The organism is Nocardia sp. KT25-26, from assembly GCF_056627695.1.
Map to the genome: position 1 here is coordinate 4,599,938 of NZ_CM152813.1, position 23,342 is coordinate 4,623,279.

General features: G+C 66.0%; 19 protein-coding genes. 10 read left to right on the forward strand and 9 right to left on the reverse strand.

The features are described from left to right. Window positions 1–192 precede the first annotated feature (192 nt). From AC1HFH_RS20830 to AC1HFH_RS20850, 5 genes are all read right to left on the reverse strand, one after another. A complete protein-coding gene (locus tag AC1HFH_RS20830; protein ID WP_480244467.1) occupies window positions 193–1,977 on the reverse strand; it encodes a BTAD domain-containing putative transcriptional regulator in 1,785 nt (594 codons plus the stop codon). A gap of 12 nt (window positions 1,978–1,989) precedes the next feature. Further along, window positions 1,990–2,730, reverse strand: coding sequence for a DUF8176 domain-containing protein (locus tag AC1HFH_RS20835; RefSeq protein ID WP_480244468.1), 741 nt, complete (start codon window positions 2,728–2,730; stop codon window positions 1,990–1,992). Between the two features lie 84 nt (window positions 2,731–2,814). Next, complete coding sequence (locus tag AC1HFH_RS20840; protein ID WP_480244469.1) at window positions 2,815–3,969, reverse strand: lipase family protein; 1,155 nt, start codon at window positions 3,967–3,969, stop codon at window positions 2,815–2,817. Beyond that, complete coding sequence (locus tag AC1HFH_RS20845) at window positions 3,966–5,075, reverse strand: cutinase family protein (protein WP_480244470.1); 1,110 nt, start codon at window positions 5,073–5,075, stop codon at window positions 3,966–3,968. The genes AC1HFH_RS20840 and AC1HFH_RS20845 overlap by 4 nt, the downstream gene beginning before the upstream one ends. Window positions 5,076–5,197: 122 nt before the next feature. Further along, the gene (locus AC1HFH_RS20850; RefSeq protein ID WP_480244471.1) at window positions 5,198–5,713 is read right to left on the reverse strand and encodes a hypothetical protein; all 516 of its coding nucleotides are present in this window, start codon (window positions 5,711–5,713) and stop codon (window positions 5,198–5,200) included. 1,024 nt (window positions 5,714–6,737) lie between these two features. On the opposite strand from AC1HFH_RS20850, the gene AC1HFH_RS20855 reads away from it, so the two are divergent. The 5 genes from AC1HFH_RS20855 (at window position 6,738) to AC1HFH_RS20875 (ending at window position 9,684) form a co-directional block, all read left to right on the forward strand. Then, the gene (locus AC1HFH_RS20855) at window positions 6,738–7,553 is read left to right on the forward strand and encodes an MmyB family transcriptional regulator (protein WP_480244472.1); all 816 of its coding nucleotides are present in this window, start codon (window positions 6,738–6,740) and stop codon (window positions 7,551–7,553) included. A 167-nt stretch (window positions 7,554–7,720) separates the two neighbouring features. After that, the gene (locus tag AC1HFH_RS20860; RefSeq protein WP_480244473.1) at window positions 7,721–8,494 is read left to right on the forward strand and encodes a helix-turn-helix domain-containing protein; all 774 of its coding nucleotides are present in this window, start codon (window positions 7,721–7,723) and stop codon (window positions 8,492–8,494) included. A gap of 77 nt (window positions 8,495–8,571) precedes the next feature. Further along, window positions 8,572–8,958 carry a helix-turn-helix domain-containing protein gene (locus tag AC1HFH_RS20865; protein ID WP_480244474.1) on the forward strand — a complete coding sequence of 129 codons (387 nt, stop codon included), beginning with the start codon at window positions 8,572–8,574 and terminating at the stop codon, window positions 8,956–8,958. Window positions 8,959–8,960: 2 nt separating this feature from the next. Beyond that, window positions 8,961–9,314, forward strand: coding sequence for a hypothetical protein (locus tag AC1HFH_RS20870; protein WP_480244475.1), 354 nt, complete (start codon window positions 8,961–8,963; stop codon window positions 9,312–9,314). Further along, entirely contained in the window at window positions 9,295–9,684 is a 390-nt protein-coding gene (locus tag AC1HFH_RS20875) for a transposase (RefSeq protein WP_480244476.1), read from the forward strand. Before AC1HFH_RS20870 ends, AC1HFH_RS20875 begins: the two co-directional genes overlap by 20 nt. Before the next feature lie 32 nt (window positions 9,685–9,716). Here the strand turns inward: AC1HFH_RS20875 and AC1HFH_RS20880 are convergent, their stop codons facing one another. Beyond that, entirely contained in the window at window positions 9,717–11,945 is a 2,229-nt protein-coding gene (locus AC1HFH_RS20880) for a hypothetical protein (RefSeq protein WP_480244477.1), read from the reverse strand. A 216-nt stretch (window positions 11,946–12,161) separates the two neighbouring features. On the opposite strand from AC1HFH_RS20880, the gene AC1HFH_RS20885 reads away from it, so the two are divergent. The 3 genes from AC1HFH_RS20885 (at window position 12,162) to AC1HFH_RS20895 (ending at window position 16,675) form a co-directional block, all read left to right on the forward strand. Then, window positions 12,162–14,840 carry a hypothetical protein gene (locus AC1HFH_RS20885; protein WP_480244478.1) on the forward strand — a complete coding sequence of 893 codons (2,679 nt, stop codon included), beginning with the start codon at window positions 12,162–12,164 and terminating at the stop codon, window positions 14,838–14,840. A gap of 86 nt (window positions 14,841–14,926) precedes the next feature. After that, entirely contained in the window at window positions 14,927–15,766 is an 840-nt protein-coding gene (locus tag AC1HFH_RS20890; RefSeq protein WP_480244479.1) for a phosphotransferase family protein, read from the forward strand. Between the two features lie 72 nt (window positions 15,767–15,838). Continuing rightward, window positions 15,839–16,675 (forward strand): alpha/beta hydrolase, encoded by an 837-nt coding sequence (locus tag AC1HFH_RS20895; protein ID WP_480244480.1) that lies wholly within the window; start codon window positions 15,839–15,841, stop codon window positions 16,673–16,675. Window positions 16,676–16,772: 97 nt separating this feature from the next. Here the strand turns inward: AC1HFH_RS20895 and AC1HFH_RS20900 are convergent, their stop codons facing one another. Both AC1HFH_RS20900 and AC1HFH_RS20905 read right to left on the reverse strand, forming a co-directional pair. Further along, the gene (locus AC1HFH_RS20900) at window positions 16,773–17,285 is read right to left on the reverse strand and encodes a GNAT family N-acetyltransferase (protein ID WP_480244481.1); all 513 of its coding nucleotides are present in this window, start codon (window positions 17,283–17,285) and stop codon (window positions 16,773–16,775) included. Window positions 17,286–17,295: 10 nt separating this feature from the next. Then, window positions 17,296–18,678 (reverse strand): NsdA family TPR-like regulatory protein, encoded by a 1,383-nt coding sequence (locus AC1HFH_RS20905; RefSeq protein ID WP_480244482.1) that lies wholly within the window; start codon window positions 18,676–18,678, stop codon window positions 17,296–17,298. Window positions 18,679–18,821: 143 nt separating this feature from the next. On the opposite strand from AC1HFH_RS20905, the gene AC1HFH_RS20910 reads away from it, so the two are divergent. After that, window positions 18,822–19,649, forward strand: coding sequence for a hypothetical protein (locus tag AC1HFH_RS20910; protein WP_480244483.1), 828 nt, complete (start codon window positions 18,822–18,824; stop codon window positions 19,647–19,649). 466 nt (window positions 19,650–20,115) lie between these two features. Here AC1HFH_RS20910 and AC1HFH_RS20915 read toward each other — a convergent pair whose 3' ends face one another. Then, on the reverse strand, window positions 20,116–20,871 hold the full coding sequence (locus AC1HFH_RS20915) for an ESX secretion-associated protein EspG (RefSeq protein ID WP_480244484.1): 756 nt from the start codon (window positions 20,869–20,871) through the stop codon (window positions 20,116–20,118). Between the two features lie 1,220 nt (window positions 20,872–22,091). Here AC1HFH_RS20915 and AC1HFH_RS20920 point away from each other — a divergent pair. Further along, window positions 22,092–22,775, forward strand: coding sequence for a hypothetical protein (locus AC1HFH_RS20920; RefSeq protein WP_480244485.1), 684 nt, complete (start codon window positions 22,092–22,094; stop codon window positions 22,773–22,775). Window positions 22,776–23,342: the final 567 nt, after the last annotated feature.

The window sequence follows — 23,342 nt, forward strand, 5'->3', positions numbered from 1 at the left end:
CCAGGCAGACGATAATTCCAACCTCAGGAAATTACTGATTCTCCACGGCGGAGATCGTGGATTAGCCAGCGATGTTCAGCAGAGCTTCAGAATACCTACATCGCCCCTGTCAACCATTCGGCAAGGGCAATTACCCCTGTCGATATACTAATCGGCAAATGGCACAACCGGGGAATCACCGGCTTCTCTTCTTTAATTCTTGGTGCGGCGGAGGTGTTCGAGGAGTTGGCGTGTCTCGTGACTCGGTGTCTCGCCGATCTCGGCGAGTGTTCGGGTCAGGAGTGTGTAGGTGCGGGTGAGTGCGGCGGTTTCGCCGAGGCGGGCATGCAGGCGAAGGAGGTCTTGCCAGACCGGTTCGTTGTAGGGGTCGTTCTCGACGGTGGTCTCGAGCAGGCCCAGGGTGGCACGGGGGTCGTTTTCGGTGTTGCGGGTGGCCAGCCAGCTCAACGCGTTGAGCGAGGTGCGGCGGGCTGCTTCTCGCTGCGCTTCGACCCAGGTGTCGGTGAGGTCGCTGGCCAGCTCGCTCGTGGCCAGGGCAGCGATGCGGCGGGCGGCGTCGGTCTGCTCGGCGGCGCTGCGTGCGTGGCGGCGCTGGGCCACGGCGTTGTTGAAGTCCCAGTAGTCGACACCGACCAACTGGTTCGAGAGCCGGAACTGGAGGCGGTCCTCGGCGAGGACGTCGGTGATCTGCCCGCCGGTCGCGGTCGTGATGGCAGCCCGTAGGCGGCTGCGCGCGTTCGCGAGTGCACTGCCGCCGCGTTCCCGGGGCCGTTTGCTCCAGAGCAGTTCGATCAGCTGCTGGCGCGAGAGCCCTTCGGGGTGCAGGGCGAGTACCGCGATGAGTTCGCGGATGCGGGGCTGCAACTGCGCGGTGATTTCCACGCTCTCACCGGTTTCGGGATTCTGCCAGAAGATCCGGGTCGGCCCGAAAACCCGCACGGTCAGCGCTGCCGCAGGCTCTGCCCGCTCCGGACCTGGTGTGGTACCGGTGTCGTTGGTCTCGGGTAGGAGGCTGGGCTCGGGCGCCGCGGCGATGTTGTCCTCGCCGGTGTGGCCGGCATCCTCTCCCTCGCCCGCGAGGACGGGCTCGCCGGCCGATGGTGCGAGTGGTTCTGAGGTCTCCGCGGTCACCGGCTCCGGCGCGCGAGGCCGCGATACCTGCACAGCTCCGGCGTCGATGCTGTAGATCCTCGGCCCGTCGTCCTCACGCCGTCGCGGGCGGTTCTGATCGAGTGATCGGGGTGTCGCCGGTTTGGCGATGAGGTGGTCACGGCCATCGTCGCGGAGTTGGATATCCACGGCGGTGGTGATGTAGCGGGCGGGCGTGAGCAAGTGCCGTCGTGCACGACGCCCGGTCAGCAGCCCCCGGGCACCGGCACGCGAGGCAGGCAGCCTGCCCACGACCGGGAACCCGATCGCGGCCACATAGGCGGCGCTGCCACCGATGACCACGATCCCCCGCCACCGGCGACGGCCAGTCAGCGCGAGAACGCGCTGTGCGGCGGGCGCGGGGTCGATGTGGTCGGCACGCACGACGAACAAACTGCCATCGGCGGCGACGACGGCCGGATGGGCGGGCGAGTCCGGATCGGGCACACCACAATCAACGAACACCGTGGCCCCGAACCTCCGCCAGCTCGCGTGGGGATCGGTGAACAGTTCAGCAGCCGAGACCGTGCGGCCAGGTTCGTGGTCCGGTGGCGCGGCCAGCAGCGCTTCACCACCGGGCAGGTTCTGCACGTGTTGTGCGAGCAGGTGGCCGGGGGTGGCGTGTCGGGCCAGGCTCGCCAGCCCGAGATACGGGTCCGCGCCGACCGTGTCGGCGAGCTGGCCACCGGCGGGGTCGGCTTCGATGATGAGAGCGGGTTCGGGGCCGGGCCAGGTGTGGGCCAGGGCGACGGTGGTCGTGGTCGTCCCTGCGCGCGCGGTCAGTCCGGCCACAGCGATCAGGTACGGCGCCTGCGATCCTGGACTCATCGGTGCGCGCTCCTATCCTTGCTTCTGGAAGTTGGAAATCAACAGCCCGCCGCCGGCATCGGCCGGGCGGGTGTTGATCAGCTGGAGGTAATCGACCCGCGTCCGGTCCGGCCGCACTTCGGCGATATGCACATTCGCCGTCGTCGGGGAGATCGCGGTGATCGCCACACAGTGCCGAGTCCCCGCCGGGATGGACGCGATACCCTCGGCGAGTCCCTCGAAAGTGATCCCGGTCTCGGGCGCGAGCAACCCCATCGCTTTCGTGGCGTCGCGGTCGATGTAGTAGGCGGCCTCGAAGGAAGCGATCAGCCCTTCCACGGTGGCGGGATCACCCGCGCGGTCGGTGACCACGGTGCCCGTGAGTCCGGTACACGGACCCTGCGGTGTGGTGGTCGAGCTGGGTGGGCCGGCGGTGCTGACCTGGGCCTGATCGCCGGTGTCGCCGGTCTCGCCGGGCGAGACCACCAGCACAGCGGCCAGGACGGCGATCGCGGCCACCAGGGCGGCCCACGCTCCTCGCGGTAGCCGGTGCCGGATACCGTCCCTGCCGCCGGAATTCCCGCCACTGTCGGCAGCAGTGGGAGTGTCGCGGAGCGGGCCGAACCAGAGCTCACCCGAGGGCGGCTCGTTGTGCTCATCTTCGACGGGACTGGTGCTGGTGTCGGTGACCAGGTGCAGGCCGGGAGGGGCTGGGAGGTCGACCCACGCCTCGGCGTTGTCATCGTCGGATGGGTTGTGCGGGTACCTCACCATTCCTCTCGCCTCGGTAGGTGTCTCCGGGCCTGCCCGCACCCAGGGGAAGTGGGGTGCCAGGGTGCGGGCACGGTCCCCGGAGGGTCAGTGGTGGCTCGTGCGGTTGGTGTGCTCGCCCTCGCTCTGGGGAGGGCGGAGGCGGTGTGCCGGCTGAGTCGTGATGTCATGACTGAGCCAGGCCAGCGCATCGCTGATGGCCAGGTCCGCGGCAGAGGTGTGGTCTGCGTCGTACTCACGCCAGGACACGATCGTGCCCTGTTGTCGGTAGGCGATGAGTGTTCGTCGGCCGGCGCGTACGGGAACGACGATGTCGAGTTCGCCGTGGTAGAGATGCAGGGGCATCTCCGGCTTGACGTGGGCAAGGGTCTCGAGCGCGAGCACTCGCCGCCACCAGGGATCGTTCCAAGGGTCGCGTCGGCTGGTCCAGTGTTCCAAGGGCTGCGGGAAGTGGTGCAGCAGTTCGAGGGCGGTGAGATGTTGTGCCTCAGCGGCGGCGATCACCCCGTCGTCGGTGAGCACATGACGCAGCGGGAGCTGGTCGTAGGCGCGGGCGAGTCCGATGATCGCCGCCAGGCCCAGGCCGGCCTCCGGGCCGGCACTGAGGTCCGGAGCCAGTGCCGCGAGGTCGGAGGCGACAGCTCCGGCGGCGACGCCACGTAGGTCGACCTCGGGGGCGTACCAGGGCTGGAGTTCCCCGGCCGCTGCGGCGACTCGTCCGCCATCGGCGTATCCCCAGGCCACCACCGGGGCGACGGGCAGGTCGAGGTTCGCGCCCCGGTACACGGCGCGGGCGAGGTCGAGTACGAGCTTGGCACCGGTGCGTGCGGCAAGGAAGGCGTGTGGCCCGGTTCCGACACCGAGACCGTGCCCGTCGGGGACGGCCACCACCCAGCCTTGGTCCAGCGCGGAGGCGATGGCGGCGGTGTCGTGTTCGGTGCCTGTCGCCAGCAGGTGCGAGGGTGCGCATCGTCCGCCGAGTCCGCGAAAGGCCGGGCAGTACAGCAGGATCGCGCCCGTGCCGGGGTCGGCGACCGTTTCGGGGATCAGCACAATCGCCGATGCGGAGATGAGGCGGGAGCGCGAATCGGTGGAGACGTAGACGATCTGCCAGGCGCCCGCCGCCCCGGCCAGCTGCGAAGTGAATACCGGGCGGGTGCGTACGAGGTCGCCGGGTCGATGTCCGCCATGCAGGATCGGTGGTTCGTAGAAGTCGACGTTGATGGTTTCGGTGTTTCTCATGGGTGCCTCCCGGCAAGGTCGTGAGCAAGAGCGGTCATCCACGCGACGCCGCTGGCGAGCTGCCCGGTGGCGGCATAGCCGGTGTGACGACCGAGGACGTCGGTGTAGCGAAGCAACACCGCTGGATCGATGAGGTCGGCGTTGTCGGTGACCAACTGCCCCCATGCCGCCGAGAGTCGCGCGGCGAGGTTCGGCAACTGGGTGAACGGATCGGCCGCCACCGCTGTGGTGATCTGGTCCCACCGCGCCGAGGCGGCAGCGGTCTCATCGGGGCTCGGAGCTGGTATGCGGGGGTCGGCGGCGTCGATGAGGCGCTGGGCCAGGCTCGCCTCGGGCGCGTAGTCCACCGATCCCGGAACGATCTGGAAGTCGTTGTTCACCACGGCGGTCCAAGCGTCGCCTAGGGTTCCTGCCAGCAGTGACTGGATCGAGCCGAGGGCAGCGATCGGGTCGCGCAGATCGGCTTGCGCGGCGATCTGGGCGGCTATCCGCAACAGTGCGGCGCGATTGGGGGCCGAGCAGCTGAGGTCACCCTCGATGCAGATATCGGCGACACGGCCGGTGAGCGCACCGTAGTCGACACCGGAGGTGGTGGCGATCCCACCGCCGGACGAGGGCGCGGTGGCGATCGTCACCAACGACACCGCCTGCCCGCTGGTCCCCGGAGCCGGATCCGGGGACAGTTGCCCGGGGCGGCCGGGGATCACCGGTGAGCCCGGGGCACGTTCGGGATCGGAGAACAGCGCGACTCCGGCGACCCGCCCAGCGTCGACGGGACCTGCACCGGCCCCGACAGCCTGCGCGAAGGACGCGACTACCTGAGCGCCTTGGGAGTACCCGACAGCGGCCAGGGCTGTACTCGGGCAGTCGGCGGCGATCTCGGCGGCGGTCGTAGAGAGCTCGGCCAGGCCGGCACCCGCCGAGTGCACGTAAGGATCGGTGCCGCCACCGGTACCGAGGGCGCCACCGAACGCTGCCGGATAGGGAATGTAGGTGCGCGCCACCAGACCTGGTGCGGCGGCTACCACCGGCCCCAACAGGTGCCCGAGCATCCCGGTGTCGGTGGTCTCGGAGGCACCTGGCGAGGACTCTCCGGTCCCCTGCACGCCGAGAATCCACAACGCCGGACAGCTCGGTTCAGGTGAAGCAGGCTGTGCCGTGGAGTCCGGTCCGCACACGGCACCGGTGAGGATGGCCAGAACGGCCGCGGAGAGGACGCGTCGGGCGGTCACGGCTGCCCTACTCCCGCGCCCGCACCGAACCCCGCGCCAGCGGTGCCGCCGACCAGCGCGCCCACAGCGGCAGCGGGCACCCCGGCCACAGCCGCGCCCGCTGCCGCACCGGCCGCCGCGCCCAGCGCGGTGCCGGCGACGCCGGTGGTGATCGTGCCGATCACCGGCACCGCCACCACAGTGCCCACCGCAGCCCCGGCGATTCCGCCGATCGTGCCGCCGGCGAGTGCTCCCACAGCCGCACCGGCCGCCGCTGCCGGGGCACCGGTCACCGTTGCGCCGATCGCTCCGCCGACACCGGCACCGGCGACGGTGGCACCCGCAACCCGATCCGAACGCCCGGCGGGGAGGCCGACCGAGTCCAGGAACGTTGCTGCCTGAGCTTCGAGGTCGGCGGCGACGGTATTGATCGTGTCGCCGACTTCTGGCGGCAACCACTCCGGGTCAGCGAACTCGGCCTGACCGATCCGAATGGTGTCCGGTGGCGGTTCGATGGGCGCGACCGGCTCCACGGGGGTAGGCGAGTGCAGATCGACCACGTACACCGGCGGCGCAGGCGCGGGTGTCGGTTCCGGACGTGGTGCCGGACCGTTCCGGACCTCGGGCGGTTGCTCTTGGTACACAGGCGGTTCGGGTGTGGCTGGCACCGGGGGCGGGGCGGGCGCCGTTGTTCCGGGTTGCGCTGGGGCCGTGACTCCGGGTTGGTCGGCAACGGGACCCGTTGTCGTCGCCGCGTCGGCAGGCTGGGCCGCCATCATCAGCAGCACCGGCACGGCACCGGCAGCCACAGCACGGCCAGTCCACAGCGTGCGGCCACGGTCGGGCAGAAGGACGCGAGGCACCTCGGCGCGGAACCGAGGTCCTGGCGCAAGCGCGACCGGAGCCGATGTATTCCCTTTTCCGGGCATGACAAATAACCCTTCCGACTGAAGGAAAAAACAGGAAATGGATCAGAACTTGCGCGAGTATGCAGGCTCTCCCGAGCGACCCTCCCGACTACGAAAGCATCCGGGAGGATCGGCTGCGATTCTGAAAACGGGAGACAAGAGCAGACCGGTCAGACGAACGGCAAGACCTGCGTCGCGATTGCCAGCATATTCGACACCAACGACGCGCCTGCGCTGAGCAACGACAGAATCGAGTAGAGGTCCATGACTTCCCTTTCGAAGGAGGTTGAGGTACCTCACCATCACAGCCCTGAAACATGCTGATACGCCACCACTTCGATGGGTAAGAGTTGTGCTGCCACCGCCGTTACCCCTGCGGACAGACCAGACGACCTGCTCCGATGCACGAAAGTGGTAAGACGAGTGTCGAACAGGAAATAATCCGACAGATGTCCCGGTCGGCAACGGGTACAGGAACTTCTCCACCGTCGGACGGCGGTCGTAGTTACCTGTCGGCTAGCTCACAGACATACTCAGTGGCCGGGTCGTTCCCATTCTGGTAAGAACGAAACCAACTCGGGGGAGCCAAACTTTCAATCTACCTCTCGAGGTAGGGGACAACAGAAGACGGCAGTAGGAGGGGCTTGATGTGAACGCCAGGACGAACTCCGTCCGACGACACCCGCGGCGTCGTGCCGATTCGGACCTACCCGACCTCGCTGGTTGGGTACGCCTGGTCCGCGAGCGACGCAGGCTCACCCGCACGCGCGCCGCTGGCCGACTTCATATCAGCGCCGAATTGCTCAAGAAGATCGAACGTGGCGATACCCCCTGTTCACCAGCCGTTCTGGATCAGATCGTGGCTTCCTATGACCTTGATCAAGCCCAGGAGCGCTACGCCAGGGACCTCGCCCAGCAACCGGCTCCACTGCCTCGAATCGACGAGCTGCGTACCCGCGCCGGCACTCTGGAGTACCGAACAAAGCTGGACTACCTCGACAACCGTGACCTCGTCGGCGCCTACATCGACCCCCTGTGGAACGTCGTCCTGGCCAACGAGCGCTTTCGCGCAGACCTCCCCGGTGTCGAACAGTATCGCGACAATCTGGCCCTGTGGTTCTTCCATCCCGGCTCGACTGCGTACACCGCCGAACCTCTTGTCGCGCAATGGGATACCGCCGCCTCCCACATCGCCGCTTCCCTACGCGGCGCCTTCGGGCGCCATCGCGACGCGCCGCGCGCAGTCGCCCTCTACCAGGAACTACGTGACTCGCCCAGCTTCACCGAGATATGGGACACCAGCATGTCGGTCGCCTACGGCCTCGAAACCGAGGAGCCCGTTCACCTACGAGACGCCACTACCGGCGAACCGTATACCGTGCGCATTCACCTCGGTGCACAAGGAGCACCGGAACTTCGATTCTGTTTCGCCTACCGCGATCCCGGCGACCGGCCACCGCCCTGAACGACCGCACATCAGCACCACCCGCCGACGACGACGGGCAACGAAAACCGAACAGGAGAACCGAATGAACAGCACGATTGCCTGCACCAGTCATCACGACAACGTGCATCGCCCGATGCAGCCCACATACATCACAGCGCTACCCCCGCAGATCCGAGCACGGTGAAATGCCCACGACCACCATCCCCACCGGCATGCCGGACTTCCACGACTCGGTGGAATACCTGCGCCGCCACCACAAGCTCTCCCGCGAAGCCGCCGCACACCACGCCGGCATCAGCGTTTCCCACTTCAACCAGTTCATCCGTCATCGCACCACACCCGGCCCTCGTGCCTTCGACGGGCTGGTCCGCGCCTTCGACCTCGATTACGCACAGCAGCGCCACCTGCGCCAACTGCTGCAACCGTCCGCCGACCTCGCTCCCGCCGAGGACCTCCGTCGCCGCCTCACTGAGCTCGGGGTCCAAACCCACCTCGACCATCTCGACACCCAGGACCTGCTGGCCGCCTACGTCGACCCCCTCCAAACCGTCCTCCACGGCAACCGGATATTCCATCGTCTGGTCCCGGACCTCGCCGAGGCCGACTACAACCTGGTCCGGTGGATGTGCTCGACCACCGCCCGCGACATCGTCGAGAACTGGGACTACGAGTTCGGGCGATTCATCGCTGTCCTACGGGAGGTACTCGGTCGATACCGTCATCTGCCCCGAGCCCAAGCCCTGTTCCGGACCCTGCGGACATACCCCGAGTTCCGCACCGCCTGGGACACCACCCCTATGCAGGTCTCCTACGACTCACCGCGGCCGATCCCGTTCCACATTCGCCTACCCAGCACCTACACGCCACTGGCGGTGTGCCTCGAAATCGATGAGTACAACGCATGCCCCGACGTCTTCATAATCCACGGCCTCTACAACACCGCCGCGATCGCTTGCTAGTGCCGTGTCCGGAAAGGTTGGTGCGGTAACCCCCGGTGTCCGGGGTGGCGGGTTGATCACCGGCTGGTGACCGGTGGATGCTGCCGGTGGAGGTGATGTCGGTGGCTCGGAAGCCGGATGTGTTCGTCAGAGCGGTGACCCCGGACGAGGGCCGCAAGCTTGCCCAGATCGCGCGGCGCAGCAAGCAGCCGATCCGGATGCGTCGGGCCGTGGTGGTGATGGCCTCAGCGCAGCATCAGCCGGTGGGGTTGATCGCGAAGCTGATGCAGGTATCGGAATCGTATGTGCGGCAGGTGATCCACGACTTCAACGCGCACGGATTCGAGGCGTTGGACCCAAAATGGAGCGGGGGCAGGCCGGCGAAGACCGATCGAGCGACACGTGATCGGATCTGTCAGATCGCCCGGTGCTGCCCCGTGACCTGGGCTGGCCGTTCTCGACCTGGAGTCTGTCGAAACTGGTAGAGGTGTTGCGGACGAACCGGATCGCTGACATCAGCCGCGAGACGCTGCGGGGAATCCTCACCGCCGGTGGAGTGTCGTGGCAGGCCACGAAAACGTGGAAGGCTGGCAACGACCCGGACTTCCGGGCCAAGATGGCGCGGGTACTCGACCTCTACGATCACCCACCTGCCGACGGGCGGGTGATCTGCGTGGACGAGTTCGGCCCGCTGAACCTGCAACCCCGTGGTGGCCGTGGCTGGTTCACCATCCGCCGTCCCCGCCGGCTGCGGGCGACCTACCACCGCCCCACGGTGACCGGCACATGTTCGGCGCGCTGGACCTGGCCACCGGGCAGTTGTGTACTACCGGATCCGTGACCGGAAACGGTGGACCGAGTTCCTGGCCTTCCTGAAAACACTACGGGCTCGTTGGCCGGGGCAGAAACTGTATCTGATCTGCGATAACTACTCGGTCCACAAGCGGGCCGAGGTTCGTGCGTGGTGCGCGGACAACGCCGTCGAGCTGGTGTTCCTACCGACCTATTCGTCCTGGCTGAACCGAATCGAGTGTGAGTTCGCCGCGCTGCGCTACTTCGCGCTCAACGGCACCGACCACCGCAGCCACGGAGAGCAAGACGACGCCATCGCCTGCTACGTCCGCTGGCGCAACCAGCACGCCGGCCCTGTCCGTGACTTCGCCGTCGGCTCCAGGATCCGCCGCCCGGATTACCTACCCAACGTTGCCTGACAAGGCACTAGGTTCGAGATCGGCCGGACTACCTAAGCGAAGAACCGCCGCATCTGCTCGAGCTCAGACTCCTCCAGTTCGAGCAGGCCGGTGATGGCCAAAACCGATGTATCCCACGGACGAAGGCCGTCGTGGCGCGGCGTGAGTAGCACCGCAACAGTCCGGGCCTGGTCCTTGCCAACAGGAATGCCCGCAGCCCAATCCTCGTGGCGCAGCATTGTCCACTGGCGGAACATCTCCCTATGGGTTTCCGTGAACTGATTGCATACCGCAAACCCGAGCTGCAGTTCGTTGTCTCCGAGGAGGTAGCGCCTCGACTTGAAACTGGTGGCCCCTGGTTCCACCACCATCGTCGCTGAGAGCTGTTCAAGGAGGAGATCGCCAATCACCGCCCGCTCAGCCACCGGTAGCCGGTCAAGGAGGTGCAACACCGATAGTCGATCTTCCTCGGATCTTTCCCAGGGGGACGTTGCGATGTCTTCGAGGGTCTGCCGGAACATCATTGCGCCCCGTTCGCCGACACTTGAGGCTGGTTGAGTCGGCAACAGCGGACTCGACGACAGCACACCGCCTTCCCACGCCTCAGCGATGTTGAACTGATTGCTTTGCGTGGCTTGGGAATCTGCCATGGCGAGTTCGTAGTAGTGACCGAGATGATCACCCGGAACGACATCGTCTCCAGCGATTCGGTGGAGGTAATCGACGACGGCAGTGATCGATCGAAGCTGGTCGAAGAGGAAGTCCCACTCCCGGCGTTGCAGGGCAACGATTGGAAGTCGGCTGTGGTCGTATCGTAGATCGACATTGTCCGGGAAATTGTCGTGATCGATGATCACAACGCCCACCCAGTCGAAGGCGTTGCCATCAACGAGGATCGGCCTGCCTCGTCGATTCCGCAAGGTTGCCGGGGTTGTCCGGATCGTCCGCAGCGATCCCGCCGCTTGACGGGCTGCCTGCGCTACTTTCTTACTCACCCACGAGCGTTCGCGTATCGGATCATCGGTAGCGCAATCCCTCGACTTCACTTGAACAGCAATCGCTTTGGATCCGGTCACGATGGTGCCGTCGCCAAGCTCTCGTCGTCCGTCGCCCTTCTTGATCTGCTCCGGAACTAGTACGAAGTCCGGCAGCCCCCATCGTGCCGCGGCTGTAAGCGAGGCTACCTCGGCGGCGATTCCACGCTCGGTGTGTGGGTCAAGGGCTAGCGGTTCTGGAACCCGCCTCCCGAAAAGCCCGTCTGGGGTCTGGACAAGCAACACGATTTCATCGTCGCGTTGATAGACAGCCAGCCCGAGGTCGGATTTCTCCATCGCTATAGCGATCTCGGGTGTATTGGTCGTATCGACCGGAGCCCATTGCGGACCAGGGGCAGGCAAGCCGATAGCGTGCGCTGATCGAGGGCGATGCGACGGTCGGAAGCCGAGGGATCGTTCGAACGAACGCACCACTTCGCTTGCGATGGTGAGGAGCCCCCGAATAGTCCGATTGAGGTTGTCGTCTGGATCAGTCGGCCACGGTGCCACGTCGAAGATTGGATCGAACGCGATCATAGGGTTCGCGCGCACCGATAGTGCGTCGGCGTCCGATGTTACGCGAAACGTGGCGACCACCCGGTGATCCCTCAGCACTCCGTCGGGTTCGGTCGCGATCGAGAGAACTTCACCGGGCGGGTCGATCTCCACCGCTGGTGTCGCCGAATGCGCCCACACTGCGACCAGATCGGCGCCCTCTTCGACGGCATTCGACAGGCTGAGCAATCTTCGCATCATGCTCCGAATGTGTGCCACAGCGACACTGTCGGATTCGGCGTCGAATGGCTGGAACTGTTCGATTAGGTGGATCTGATCCGGGCGCAGGCCTGAAAGCTTCTCTAGCCAGCCTGTCTCGCGGAACTCGCTCCAACTGCGGCAGAGCGGGAACATAAGGGCGGCGTCCCCGGGGCTAGTTCGGATGGCGCCTGACACGCAACGTTCGGCTTCGACGACGGCTCGGTTCAGGCAGTCGAGCACAGTCGCCACAAAAGATCTTGCCGCTGCTTGGAGGGTTTCGAAGGACTCTTGCGGCCACTCGGCGTACACCTCGATCCGCCCGGAACCATCGGTGCTGACCTCTGTTGATGAATCGAACAGATCGCCGTCGAGGGCCTGATTCCATGACCGATGGATCTCGTCCGCGTGGCCGGCAGCGGCATCCACCAGTGCCCATGCGGACGCGAACCATTCGCTTCGGCTATCGGAGGTCTGCATTGGGTCGCTGTTCATGAGAACGGGTATACCGTGTCCCACCGGTGTGCTGTGCCGATAGTCGGTCGCTCTATTGCTGCGGCTCCGCGTTGTCAGTGGCCACTGATGTCATGGGCAAGAAGGAGTCGGGCGCCGTTGGTCGAGTCATGCACTGCACAAGGATGATTCGTGGCGAGATGACCCGGTTGTGTCCTACTCTGGAGCCACTTCCCGGCGAGAGTCAAGATGTCCGGGTTGCCGTCGCAGACGATCAGAGGGGTGGTGGTCGGCGTGTCGCCAGGGGATCTGCGAACCCTGTTTCGATCCGGTCCGGGGAACTTCACCGCACAGGACGTGTTCACCAACCGAGACACCGAGTGGGCCGCGGTCGAACGCAGTCTCTGCGCGGTCGCTGCTGCGGCCCGCGCTTCGGGATTCGCCGTCGACGACTTCGCCGCTCCGCGACGCAACGTGCTGGTCTTCTATGGTGTCGGCGGTATCGGGAAGACCGAGTTCTCCAAGCGGCTGGAAGCCCATCTCACCGACCCGACAGACCAGTGGTCTCCAGCTCCGGCAGAGGTAGGCCGGATCGTGCCGGTGCGGATCGATTTGGCCAAACAGGCGGGCGTCGGGTTCGAAGACGTGATTCTGGCGCTCCGGCTCGCAGTGGGCCGTCTCGGTCGGCCGATGCCGGCGTTCGACCTCGCGCTACGCCAGTATTGGGAGGTCAACCACCCTGGTGAACCACTGGACGAGCATCTTCGCCGCAGCGGGTTCCTGCGTCGTATCGGTGAGGCGGTGTCGCTGCCGGAGCAGATACAGAGCGTCCTCGAGGACCTCGCCGAGGACCTCGCAATCCCTGGCCTACTCGGTACGCTGACTCAGAACGTGATCGGCACGATCGTGCAATCCATCCGAGAGAGGCGTGCAACCAGGCAGGCGCTCAACCGGTGCGCACGCCTGCCGGCGCTGCTCGACGCCGAACAGGATCTCGGCACGCTGAGCTTCTTCCCACACCTCCTGGCCTGGGAACTGGCTCAGCTCCCGCCAGCACGGTCAGGAATGCCGGTTATCCTCCTCGACACCTTCGAAGAGATCGGCGACCGCAGCAATCGCGGGCTCGAGCAACTACTACAGCGCATGGTGTGGCTCATGCCGAACGCACTGTTCATCGTTACCGGGAGAAACCGACTCCAATGGGACGACGCCGCCCTGGAAGGTCAACTCGACTGGGCAGGCCCGCAGCTCTGGCCGACCCTGTCTCCGGGAACCAGTGAGGAGCCGGGGCAGCATCTGGTCGGCTATTTGTCCGACGATGACCGCGAACGTTACCTGCGAACGCGGCTGACCTGGCGTGACGAGCCGGTCATGCCGCCGGCGGTGCGTCGCGCCATCGGAGAGCGCTCGCATGGTCTCCCACTGTTCCTCGACCTTGCGGTCATGCGCTACCTCGACGTATGGCAACGGACCGGCACACCACCGAGCCCGGAAGAGTTCGATCGCGACTTTCCCGCCCTGGTCGCACGGGTTATGCGGGACCTGACCCCCGACGAACGCGTAGTCCTGCGCACGGTGAGCCTGCTCGATTCGTTCACCGTTGAACTCGCCTCCGCCGCCTGCGGCTTCGGGCGCGGTGCTGCGGTTACCGATCTGGTCCAGCGGCCATTCGTGATCCACGACCCGGAAGCACCTTGGCCGCATCGGCTACACGACCTGGTGCGGTCCTCGATCCGGGCAGCCGACGCCACTGCGGAAGACCGCTGGACCCACGACGAATGGTATCGCGCGGCACGGCAAGTCTTCGACGCGCTCGGTAGAAGCTTCCCAGCCTCGAACGGTCACTCGAACCGACGGCAGATTCTCACCTTCTTCACGCAGGGACTACGTCTTTCCTGCGACCACAACTTGGAGCTCGGCTGGCTCGTCGACGCCGCCCACATCTATGTCCGCGAATCCGCATGGGAACCGATCGAGGTACCCAACGGCTCAGGACCACTCGATACCCGGTCGACACCGCCGGTTGTGTTCGCCGCCGCCCTTCGCACGATCGCCGCACGCCAGCGATGCAGCCGCGAAAGTACCGCCACCGAACTGACCACCATCTTGGCGCTGGGGGTGCTGCACGGCGATTCCGAGGATCTCGTCCGGTACTACCAGGCCGAAACCGAACGACACCTCGGCCGCCACACCTCCTCCGCCAACAATCTCCGCCGCGTCGTCGAGAACCGCGGACCGATGGCCACAGACGCCGCTCGGGGCCTTGCCCATCTCGCCCGTCACCGAGGCGACTTCCCCGCCGCTCTCGAAGCCACCGAAAAGCTCCCCCGCGATACCCGATACCACCGTGCCCTGGGACATCTCTGGTGGCTCCACGGCGACATGCACCGTGCCCGTGCCGCCTACAGCACCGCCCGCGAACTCGCGACACAAACCGGCACACACGGCCAAGCTGCGCTCGCCCAGGCCGGTCTCGCCCTGGCCGCGTCGTTCCACAGCGACGGCACCGCTCACCATCAGATCGACCTCGCCCAGGATCTCCTCCGGGATGTCCGATTATCCTGGGCCGAAACCCACGTCCGCATCGCCCAGTTGCTGTCCGCCGCCGGCCGCGACGAACGCCTACCGCACCGTGCTCGTGAACTCGAATCCGATGCCATATCTGCCGGCATGGCATCCTCGGTCGCATACATCCGACTAGCCGTCTGCTTCCATCACGCCATCCGCCGAGAACACCCCTCGTTGACCCACGCCCGAGCACAGTTGGCACAGAGCACCCAGGGCGGCGAATACATGTACCTGCTCGAGATCAGCCACATCCTCGACGACAGCCCGGTCCCGGACGATCTGCCGCCGACACGCTGGATCGACGACACCTCCGTCGTCACAAATCGTTGGCAGACGCTGGTTGCCGACCGCCGCGCGACCATCTACTGACCCGAAAGGTCCCGATGCCTCAACAGTCACAGGCCCGACGTGGAGAGCGTCCCCTGACCGTCGAATCAGCGCGACGAGCCCTGGAAGTGGCCACCGGGCACACCGGGATCGACGCCGGCGAGCCGCACCTGATCCGGATCGGCGAGAACGCCATCTTTGCATTGCCGGACCATGGCATCGTCGCCCGGATCGCTCGAAGTACCAACCTTCGCGAACGGGTCGAACGCGAGCTCGCCGTGGCCCGTTGGCTGCGCCAGCACGACTACCCTGCCGTCCGTATCGCTGAACAGTACGAGCAACCGATCGAGGCAGACAGTCGCCTGGTCACGTTCTGGGAGCTGGTCGAGGTCGCCGGCGAGCCAGCTCATCATGACCTCGCCGAGCTGCTGCGCGACCTGCACGCCTTGCCGGCGCCGGACTTCCCGGTCCCCGAATTCGATCCATTCAGCGTTGTTCCCACCCGGCTGGAAAACCCCGGAAACGCCCGCCCAGAGGCCGTCGCGTTCCTCACCGAGCTCTACCAGGACTTGAAGGGGACGTACGCCGAACTCGAATCGGACGTCCCACTGGGCCTGATCCACGGGGATGCTCACTGCGGCAACGTCATCCCGACATCTCAGGGGCCACTGCTGTCCGACTTCGAGGTCGTAGCGTGGGGACCGAGAGAGTGGGACCTCACCCCGACCGCAGTATCCCGCGGCCGGTTCGGGTTACCCGAAGGCACCTACCGATCATTCGTGAGCACCTACGGCCGAGACGTCACCGACTGGGCAGGGTTCCCCGTCATGCGGGCACTCCGGGAACTGACGATGACCACATGGCTCATGCAGCTCGTCGACGTCAGTCCTGACAGGGCACGCGAGTTCGAGCACCGCGTCGACTCCCTTCGGCAGAACGACGAACACCGGCGGTGGCACACGTTCTGAGTGACCACCGGCCGCATTTCGGGGCACCTCCACCGTTCGAGGTGGACGGATGTGGCGTGCTTTACTGAGCTCGTGCCCGTACGTAGCGATTCACTCCGGCTCCGGACACTCGATGGCCTACACCTCGGGGCTACCCTCACCGTTCCAGCGACACCTACGCGCAGCGCTGTCGTCATGGTTCATGGCGGAGGCGTAACCCGTGATGAGGGCGGATTCTTTACTCGGATGTCCACCGGGCTGGCCGAGGCCGGGTTGACAACGCTGCGGTTCGATCTGCGCGGGCACGGTGACAGCGAGGGCCGGCAGGAAGATCTCACCTTGTCGACAATCCTCAACGACATCCGTGCTGGTCTCGACTACCTCGCCGAGCTGTGCGGTCCATCCGATCTGAGCCTGCTCGGCGCCAGTTTCGGAGGTGGGATCTGTGCGTACTATGCGGCGAAGCGGCCGAGCAGTGTGGCCCGTCTGGTGCTGCTCAACCCACAGTTCGACTACAAGAAGCGCACCATCGACAGCCGCGAGTACTGGGCCGACGATGCGGTCGACGACCAGGCGGCCCAGGAATTGAACGAGACTGGCGCCATACAGTTCACCCCGACGCTCAAGCATGGCCGCCCGCTGCTGAACGAGGTGTTCTGGCTCAACCCGATCGACGTAGTGGATGAGATCGCGACCCCGACACTCATCGTCCACGGAAACGCCGACACTCTCGTCCCGATCGACGGTTCCCGCAGCGCTGCCGACCGCATTGCGGCGCGCTGCGAACTGGTGGAAATCGAAGGCGCCCAGCACGGTTTCGCCATCCATGACGACCCGAAGTACCGCGATCCGAGAAGTATCGAATTCCAGACCGAGGTCATCCGGATCGTGTCGAAGTGGATGGCGTCGGGGTCAGCCTCCGACCACTAGCATCTCCCGGAGTAGCACCTCATCCGTTCGGCCGACAGGGACCAGATCACGACGGAGAACGCGCGAGAGCCGAGGTTCCGGCACCACCGCGTCCTCGTCACAAGGCACGGGCTGCCGAGAGGTCCTTCGCGTACGCACGGTTTCCGGGCCGGTCTCTGTAGATCGAGAATCCGGCAGTTAGGCTGTAGCCGCAGCGCTCGTAGAGGGCATGCGCGGCTGTCTGTTTGCCACCGGTGTCGAGGATTGCCGCCCGATAGCCCGCTGCTCGAGCGTAGGTTTCCAACTGCGTGAGCAGATATCGGGCGACTCCGCGCCGGCGTACCTGCGGATCTACGTACATGCGTTTGATTTCGGCGGTCCCACCGGTCGGGTCATCAGTATGGCGACGGTACCCGCCGCAGCCGATCGGGGCGTCGCGGATGTATGCCACGACGAACAGCCCGCCGCGATCGGGCGAGAACTCGGTCGCCGCGACCTCCGTCTGGTCTGGATGACCGTAGAGTTCCTGGTTGACGGCATGGGCCTTCTCGATCATGGTGGTGGCGGCCGGAGAGTCGTAGTGCTCAGGTCGTAGCACAACAAACTCGCTAGGGGCCGACGAATGCTGCATACAGACAGATTTAGCAGATCGCTCCCCCCTGCACCGCCTGGTACCTGTCGAGAAGCTCGCCGACCGCGGGTGTGGATCGGTGCGGGCGCAGCTCGGTGGCGATCGCATCTATGAGGTTGCGGCAGCGTGCTGAGCCGAGCTGAGGCACCAGGTGCAGGACCTGATCAGCCTCGTAGCAGGCCAGCTCAAGATCTTTCCGGCCACCCGTTCCCCGCGTGTGCGCCAGCGACAACGACAATCCGTACAGAACGCGATCCCGGGTCGCGTTCCCGTCGAGAAGTGCGAGCCCTTCGGCAAGCCGAGATTCGGCTCGCTGTGTGTCTCCCAGGTGCAAATAGCAACGACCGGCCTCACTGGTCAGTACGGTGGAGGTCATCCAGTACGTCCAGCTCGGATCTTCGTCATGAGGTCTACATGCAAGGGCTTGGTGAGCGCGGTCGAGCGCGTCTGAAGTCTCGGCGTGCCTGCCCGTTGTGGCGAAAGCGCGGGCTTCGCGCATCGCGATCAGGGCTCTTACGCGCGGAGAAGCCGCACCGCGAAGCCCCTCCCGAACGGTGTTCATAATCGAAACGGCATCATGAGGCCGATTGCGCCACGTCTGCTGAAATGCGATGCAGCTGAGGATAAGCGCGCCCAACTGGCGGTCTCCGCACGATGCCGCCGCGCGAAGTCCCAGCAGATACATACGCTGAGCAAATCCATGTCGGCCCAAATCGAATGCAAGCCACCCAGCCAGCTGGGCCATCTGGCCGACCACGGACAGCAGCCGTCGGCCGATCTTCGCGGTGTAAGGCGAGTCGTTGAGCAGATCAACAGCGTGAGCGAGTCGATGTGTCACGGCACGTAGAACGAGTTCACCACCGTGCCCATCATCCAGCCGCCGTAGCTCAGCCAGATCGCGGTCCAGGTAATCGATGAAGTCGGCCGTCACGCGTCCTCGATCGGCGACTCCAGCGGCCGACAGCAGGGAATGATTCGTCGACCTCCATGTCTCGGCCAGCAGCGTGAGCTGGTCTCCCGATACTGCGAAGTACGTCTTGGCGCCCACCGCCACTCGGACGTCGTTCAGCAGCTCCATGGTGTTGCCAACATCCCATTGCTGTGAGGCAAGGTCGACCGCTGGAACCCACACTTGAGTGCTGCGCGCCAGACCGGGCCACAGCTGCTCTACGGTAACGATGTCGCCGCGTGCCTCGGTGAGTATCCCGGCCACGACGGCGGGCAGCGGATCTCGCGGCACCGTCCCCCGGTCACGCCACGCGAACGGCGTCTTGAGGTGGATGCGGCGGTCTCGACCCACCACCCGGTTTACCGCTCGCGCAAGCTCGTACGGCGACCACCCGATGTCTTCAAGGATGTGCCGCAGCTCCACATTCGGACCATTCCCACCCATGACAGCGATCGTAACCGCACCGTGAATAGCCCGAACCCGATACCAGTGGCGCGCGGCGAAATACGGCGAAATACTACATCCAGCCAACGGGGGTCGGCGATATACGGTGTCCCATCTGGTAGCGGTGGCACAGAACGTGGGCTGTGCTTGATACAGCCGATCAAATCCGCGATCGGTACAGAAACCGACCAAAGGATGGTGGTCATGGCGGCTATACCAACAGCTTCCCGCATACACAAATCGACAGATTGCTGTTCCTGGTCCATTTCAGCGATCTCCATGAGCGCTGCGGTGATCGACCGGTGAACCGCGCCGTCACCAGCCGAGCGCATCACCGGCAGATAGCAATCGGCTATGTCCGCACCGATATTTCAGGCCTCGATCAGGCCCGGCACGCCTACGAGGTTCGGCGGCTCGGGCAGCGAATGGGGTACGACCCGGTCTACACCGTGCGCCTCGATGGCGACTCCGTGCAGGACCCGATCGGGCATGTGCTCGGCATCGTGGCCGGTGTCCGGGCGGCCGCTTTGATCGTTCCGGAACTGGCGCATGTTGCCGACTACCCGGGCCCGATCTGCGATGTCTGCGATCTGATCACGGTCTACCCGGAGCAGACCTGGCAGAAGGTGGCGCCAGCCGTCAACGAGCAAAAGGGAGCCCCGGCTACAGCGAAGGTGGTCACCGCACCAGGCGCCCACAACACCCCTGACCGTCGGTTGAGCGAGGAGGAAGCGCACCGGATTATGCAGGCGCACCGAGCGTGCCGCGCGGTCGATTGCGGATACAAGTTCGCGGCGATGGCGCGGCTGGTAGAGCTCGGTCACATCGTTCCGGCGGCACGCAGTCCGTTCGAGCGAGCCATTGATCGTGGGATAGCGCCCGGACCTACCACCCGGCCTGGTCACCGTGCGGCAGGAGTCCGGGGTGCGCAGGCGATGCTGCAGGTTCTCGACGGACTGACGGACCACTGAGATGTCTGGCGGCGGTTCGGTGCACACTACCGAGGCGGGCGGTGCGACCGTGTCCTGGCTGTTGAGGGGCCGCGTGGTCCACGTGCTGGCGGTCCGATATCGGGACGGATTAGAGGTCGTCTCGATGATGAGCCGGAGGTCGGTGCGAGTCTGGACCGACTGTCCCGCCCGGTGTGGGACTCGGTGCGCCGCGAAGTCGGACTCTGATCTGGGGTTCAGTCGTGGTCGCCGGTTCATCCCCGCTGCCGACGGAGACCGATGTCCACCTCACCGTGGCGCTGAACGGCGTTGTGCTGAATTACCGTGCCTGCCTAACCGCGGCGCTCATATTCGTCCAGGTGTGGCAGGAACAGCGCCGACCTGGACCGGTTTGGGTGTTCACCGGATGCCTCGAGGGACTGCGCCGGTTACCGTGCGAGACCTTGTACCTGAATCGGTGACGCGACCACTGACCGGCATCGTAGGGTCAGCGATCGGAGGTATCAATCCGGCGCGTGAGTGTGGCGGCGATGGTGTCGTCGGAGGCCGGGACGACGGTGGTGTCGTATCCGACGTCGATGAGGTAGCGGCCGGCGGCGCGGTGGCGGTCACCGATGGTGATCCAGTTTAGGTATAACGGGCGAGGTGGTCGCGGTTCGCGTAGATGCTCCTCGATGCACAGGTGGCCTTCAGCGGTGCGGGGAGCCCTCAGCAGTGCCCGGATTCGGTCATCGTCGGGGACGCGGCCGTCGACGGCGACCATCCGGGTGGTTGGCGGGACCTCACCTCGGACGCGTGGGGTGTGGTCGGTCATTCGACCGGCTGCGCCGGGTGGTGCTTCGGGGAGTGCGGCGGCGATATAGCGGCCGAGTTGGCGGCGGCGGGTGACCAGGATGCGGATGTCGCTGCCGAATTCGGCGGTGTCTCCGGGTGATTGATGCAGGACGACGCCGAGGTCGCCGATCGCGGCAGCTTGGCAGCGGATGCGGTGGCCGGTGAGGTGGTTGATGCCGGTGCCCAAGATCCGCACCTCGGGGTCGGCGAGGACTCGCAACGGTCCGGAAAGGTCGGGATCACCGTGATGCGGGTACCGTTCGGCGATCTCGGCGCGGCGGCGCGCGTAGTCGACGGGGGTGGTCGGTGTTTCGCGGATGGCGACCGGTTCCGGGTAGGGCAGTCGAGTTTCGGCCCACACCCAGGCGAACTCGTCTGCCGTGAAGGCGAAGCGGGTACGGGTCTTCACCGGTCCCTTTCCGGCTCATCGGCAGGTTCCGGCGCCGGGTCATCGGTGTTGTCCCACGGCCCGGCTCCCGTGAAGCTGAACGTCGTCGGATCGCCCTCCCCATGCCCTGGTGTGTCGGATCCTGAACCGGGAACCGGGGCGTGGCCGCCGTCTGGCTGCCCAGCTGCCGCCGGGGCAGCTGCACCCGCGGCGGCCATTGGCTGCTGAGATTCACCCCCAGCGGAGGGCGTATCGGTGCGGGGTGTCGTGGCGTCGGCCCCCGTAGCGGAGCACGGCCCGCGGTAGGGGTTTGTGGGGTGTGGCTGTTCTGGGGGTGGGGTCGACTGGGCCGGGTTGTCGGTGACAGGAGGGCTGACCGGTTCGGAGAACAGGTCACGGATCCGGTTTCGCGCCGGCCCGGCGGGCTCAGTCGTGGGTGGGATATCGGCGGCGGCCGGGGTGGGGTGGTCGTCGGAACCGATCACGGGCGTGATCGCCGGTGACAGTGAGACGAGGCCGGGCTGTTGGCGTTTCAGGTAGTCAGGAACGCCCGAGGTCCGCTCGTCATCTTGGGGGCGGCGCCCACTCCCAGGTGCCATCGGCCCCATCGGACCTCCCGCACGGGTGGCGGGAGTACCGCCTGGAGTGGCACCACCGGTGGCGCCAGCCGCAGAAGGTGTCCCGGGGACAGGAGCCACAGGCCGCGGGACGCCTGGCCGGCCGGGGCCGGATCCGCTCCCCGGTGTCCCGACGGTCCCGGAGCCACCCGGTGCGCCACCTGTCCCAGGGATCGCTCGGCCGCTGCTGTCGAGTCCTGGGTCGCCGAGTGCGTTTCTGTTGCCGGGTAGTAGGTTTCCGGGCGGCGGGCCGGTCGCGGCTGCGCTCTGGCCCGCACCGCCTGGCGTGCCGGCCGGTGTCGTGGACTGTGGTCCGCCCGAGGCACCCGGAGAGGCTTGACCGGTAGCGGCTGGTGTCGTTGCCGCCGCCGCATGGGTGTCCGGCGAGAGCCCGCTACCCGAGGAACCCTCGGCGGCTTCAGCGTTGGTGGGGCCGGTTCCTGGATGTTCACCGGCTGATGATGCGGGAACGCCGACACCGGCCGGGCCTGCAGCGACCGGTACTCCGGCCCCGGTTTCCGGTGGTGGGACGAACGCTGGAACGTTGTCGCCGGAGGTCGGGATGGTCGGCAGGTAGGTGGTGCGTACCGCAGCGATGGCCTGGTCCCGAGCCTGGGCTGCTGCTTGGGCGTCGGCGCGATCTTTCGCACCGTTGGTCAGGCCCGGGAGGACCGACTCGTCGGGATTGTCAGGATCGGGCGCGGTCGGTGTGACGGGCTCGGGGACTGCGGCAACGAAGGCTTGTGCGGCGTAATAGGCCTGATCCAGGCGCATCGCGACCGACTGCCCGACATCACCCACGCGTTCCCCGCTCTGGGTGAACGCGAGCATCGCTTCCAACGCGGCGCCCGCGGCAGCGCCTTCCCACCGATCCTGCATCGCGTTGTGGATCCCGATCCGGGCCAACTGGAACAGGGTCGTCACCCGGATCGAGGATTCGGTCCACGACGCACACGAATTCCAGATCGCGGACTGGGCCCGGTCGAGTTCCTGCGCCGCGTCCCAGATCTGCTGGTGAGTCATCGTCTCCGGCGGCGGCTCCGGGGCGGTCACGTAGGGGGCATCGGCACCACCATCGACAAGGCCGGCATCATGGCGACTCAACTGCTGACCCGACGCCTCCGCCTTCCGCTCCGCTTCCTCACCGGAAAGGATCGGCCGCCCAGTCATCGCACCGACACCCCACCAGCGATCACGAACGGTCGCTCACGCACGTCGAACCCCCTTCATCCGCCGAACGAGGCTATCACGCGCATCGACCGGCGCACCCGGACTGGATCCGGCGTGAATGCACGTTCGGCCCTATGAGGTCGGCGGCGGAACCGGTGACTGCGTCGGGCGCGTTGCTGTTCGGAGTCGATCCGTCTGCTCTGCTGGGCGTGTCGCACGACGTGTGTCGCGGCCAGCAGCAGGAGTTTCACGATCAAATCCGACCTGTTGTGCGGCAATGTCGGGATTTGGGCCTACACTTGCCACGGTTCGGCTCGGCTATGAGTTCTTCGATCACCGAACCTCCCTGCCAGACCGGCGCGTGGCATCCACGCGGGGACATGGTCCGGGCCGCCTGCATCCGGCGGGCGGCCATCGCCACCCGCGGGTGGCTGGCACAGGGAGGTGATAGTGGTCCCACGGCAGATGCCGGACCGGCCCATGAGCGAAGGGGGTTCGCCCCCGGAACGAGTGGGCAAGACTCGGCACTTGGCCCGTTGGTTCTCAGGTATCGCGTGGCTGCTCGACGTCCTCTCGGCGATGGGCATCTACACAGACAGCGACAGCCTGGCCATGGTGGCCAGGCTGTCGGCGGGTTCACTACGGGCGTTGGCGAAGAAGTTGACCATGCCTCGCCTGTAGTGTCTCGGAGCGCTCGGGATCACA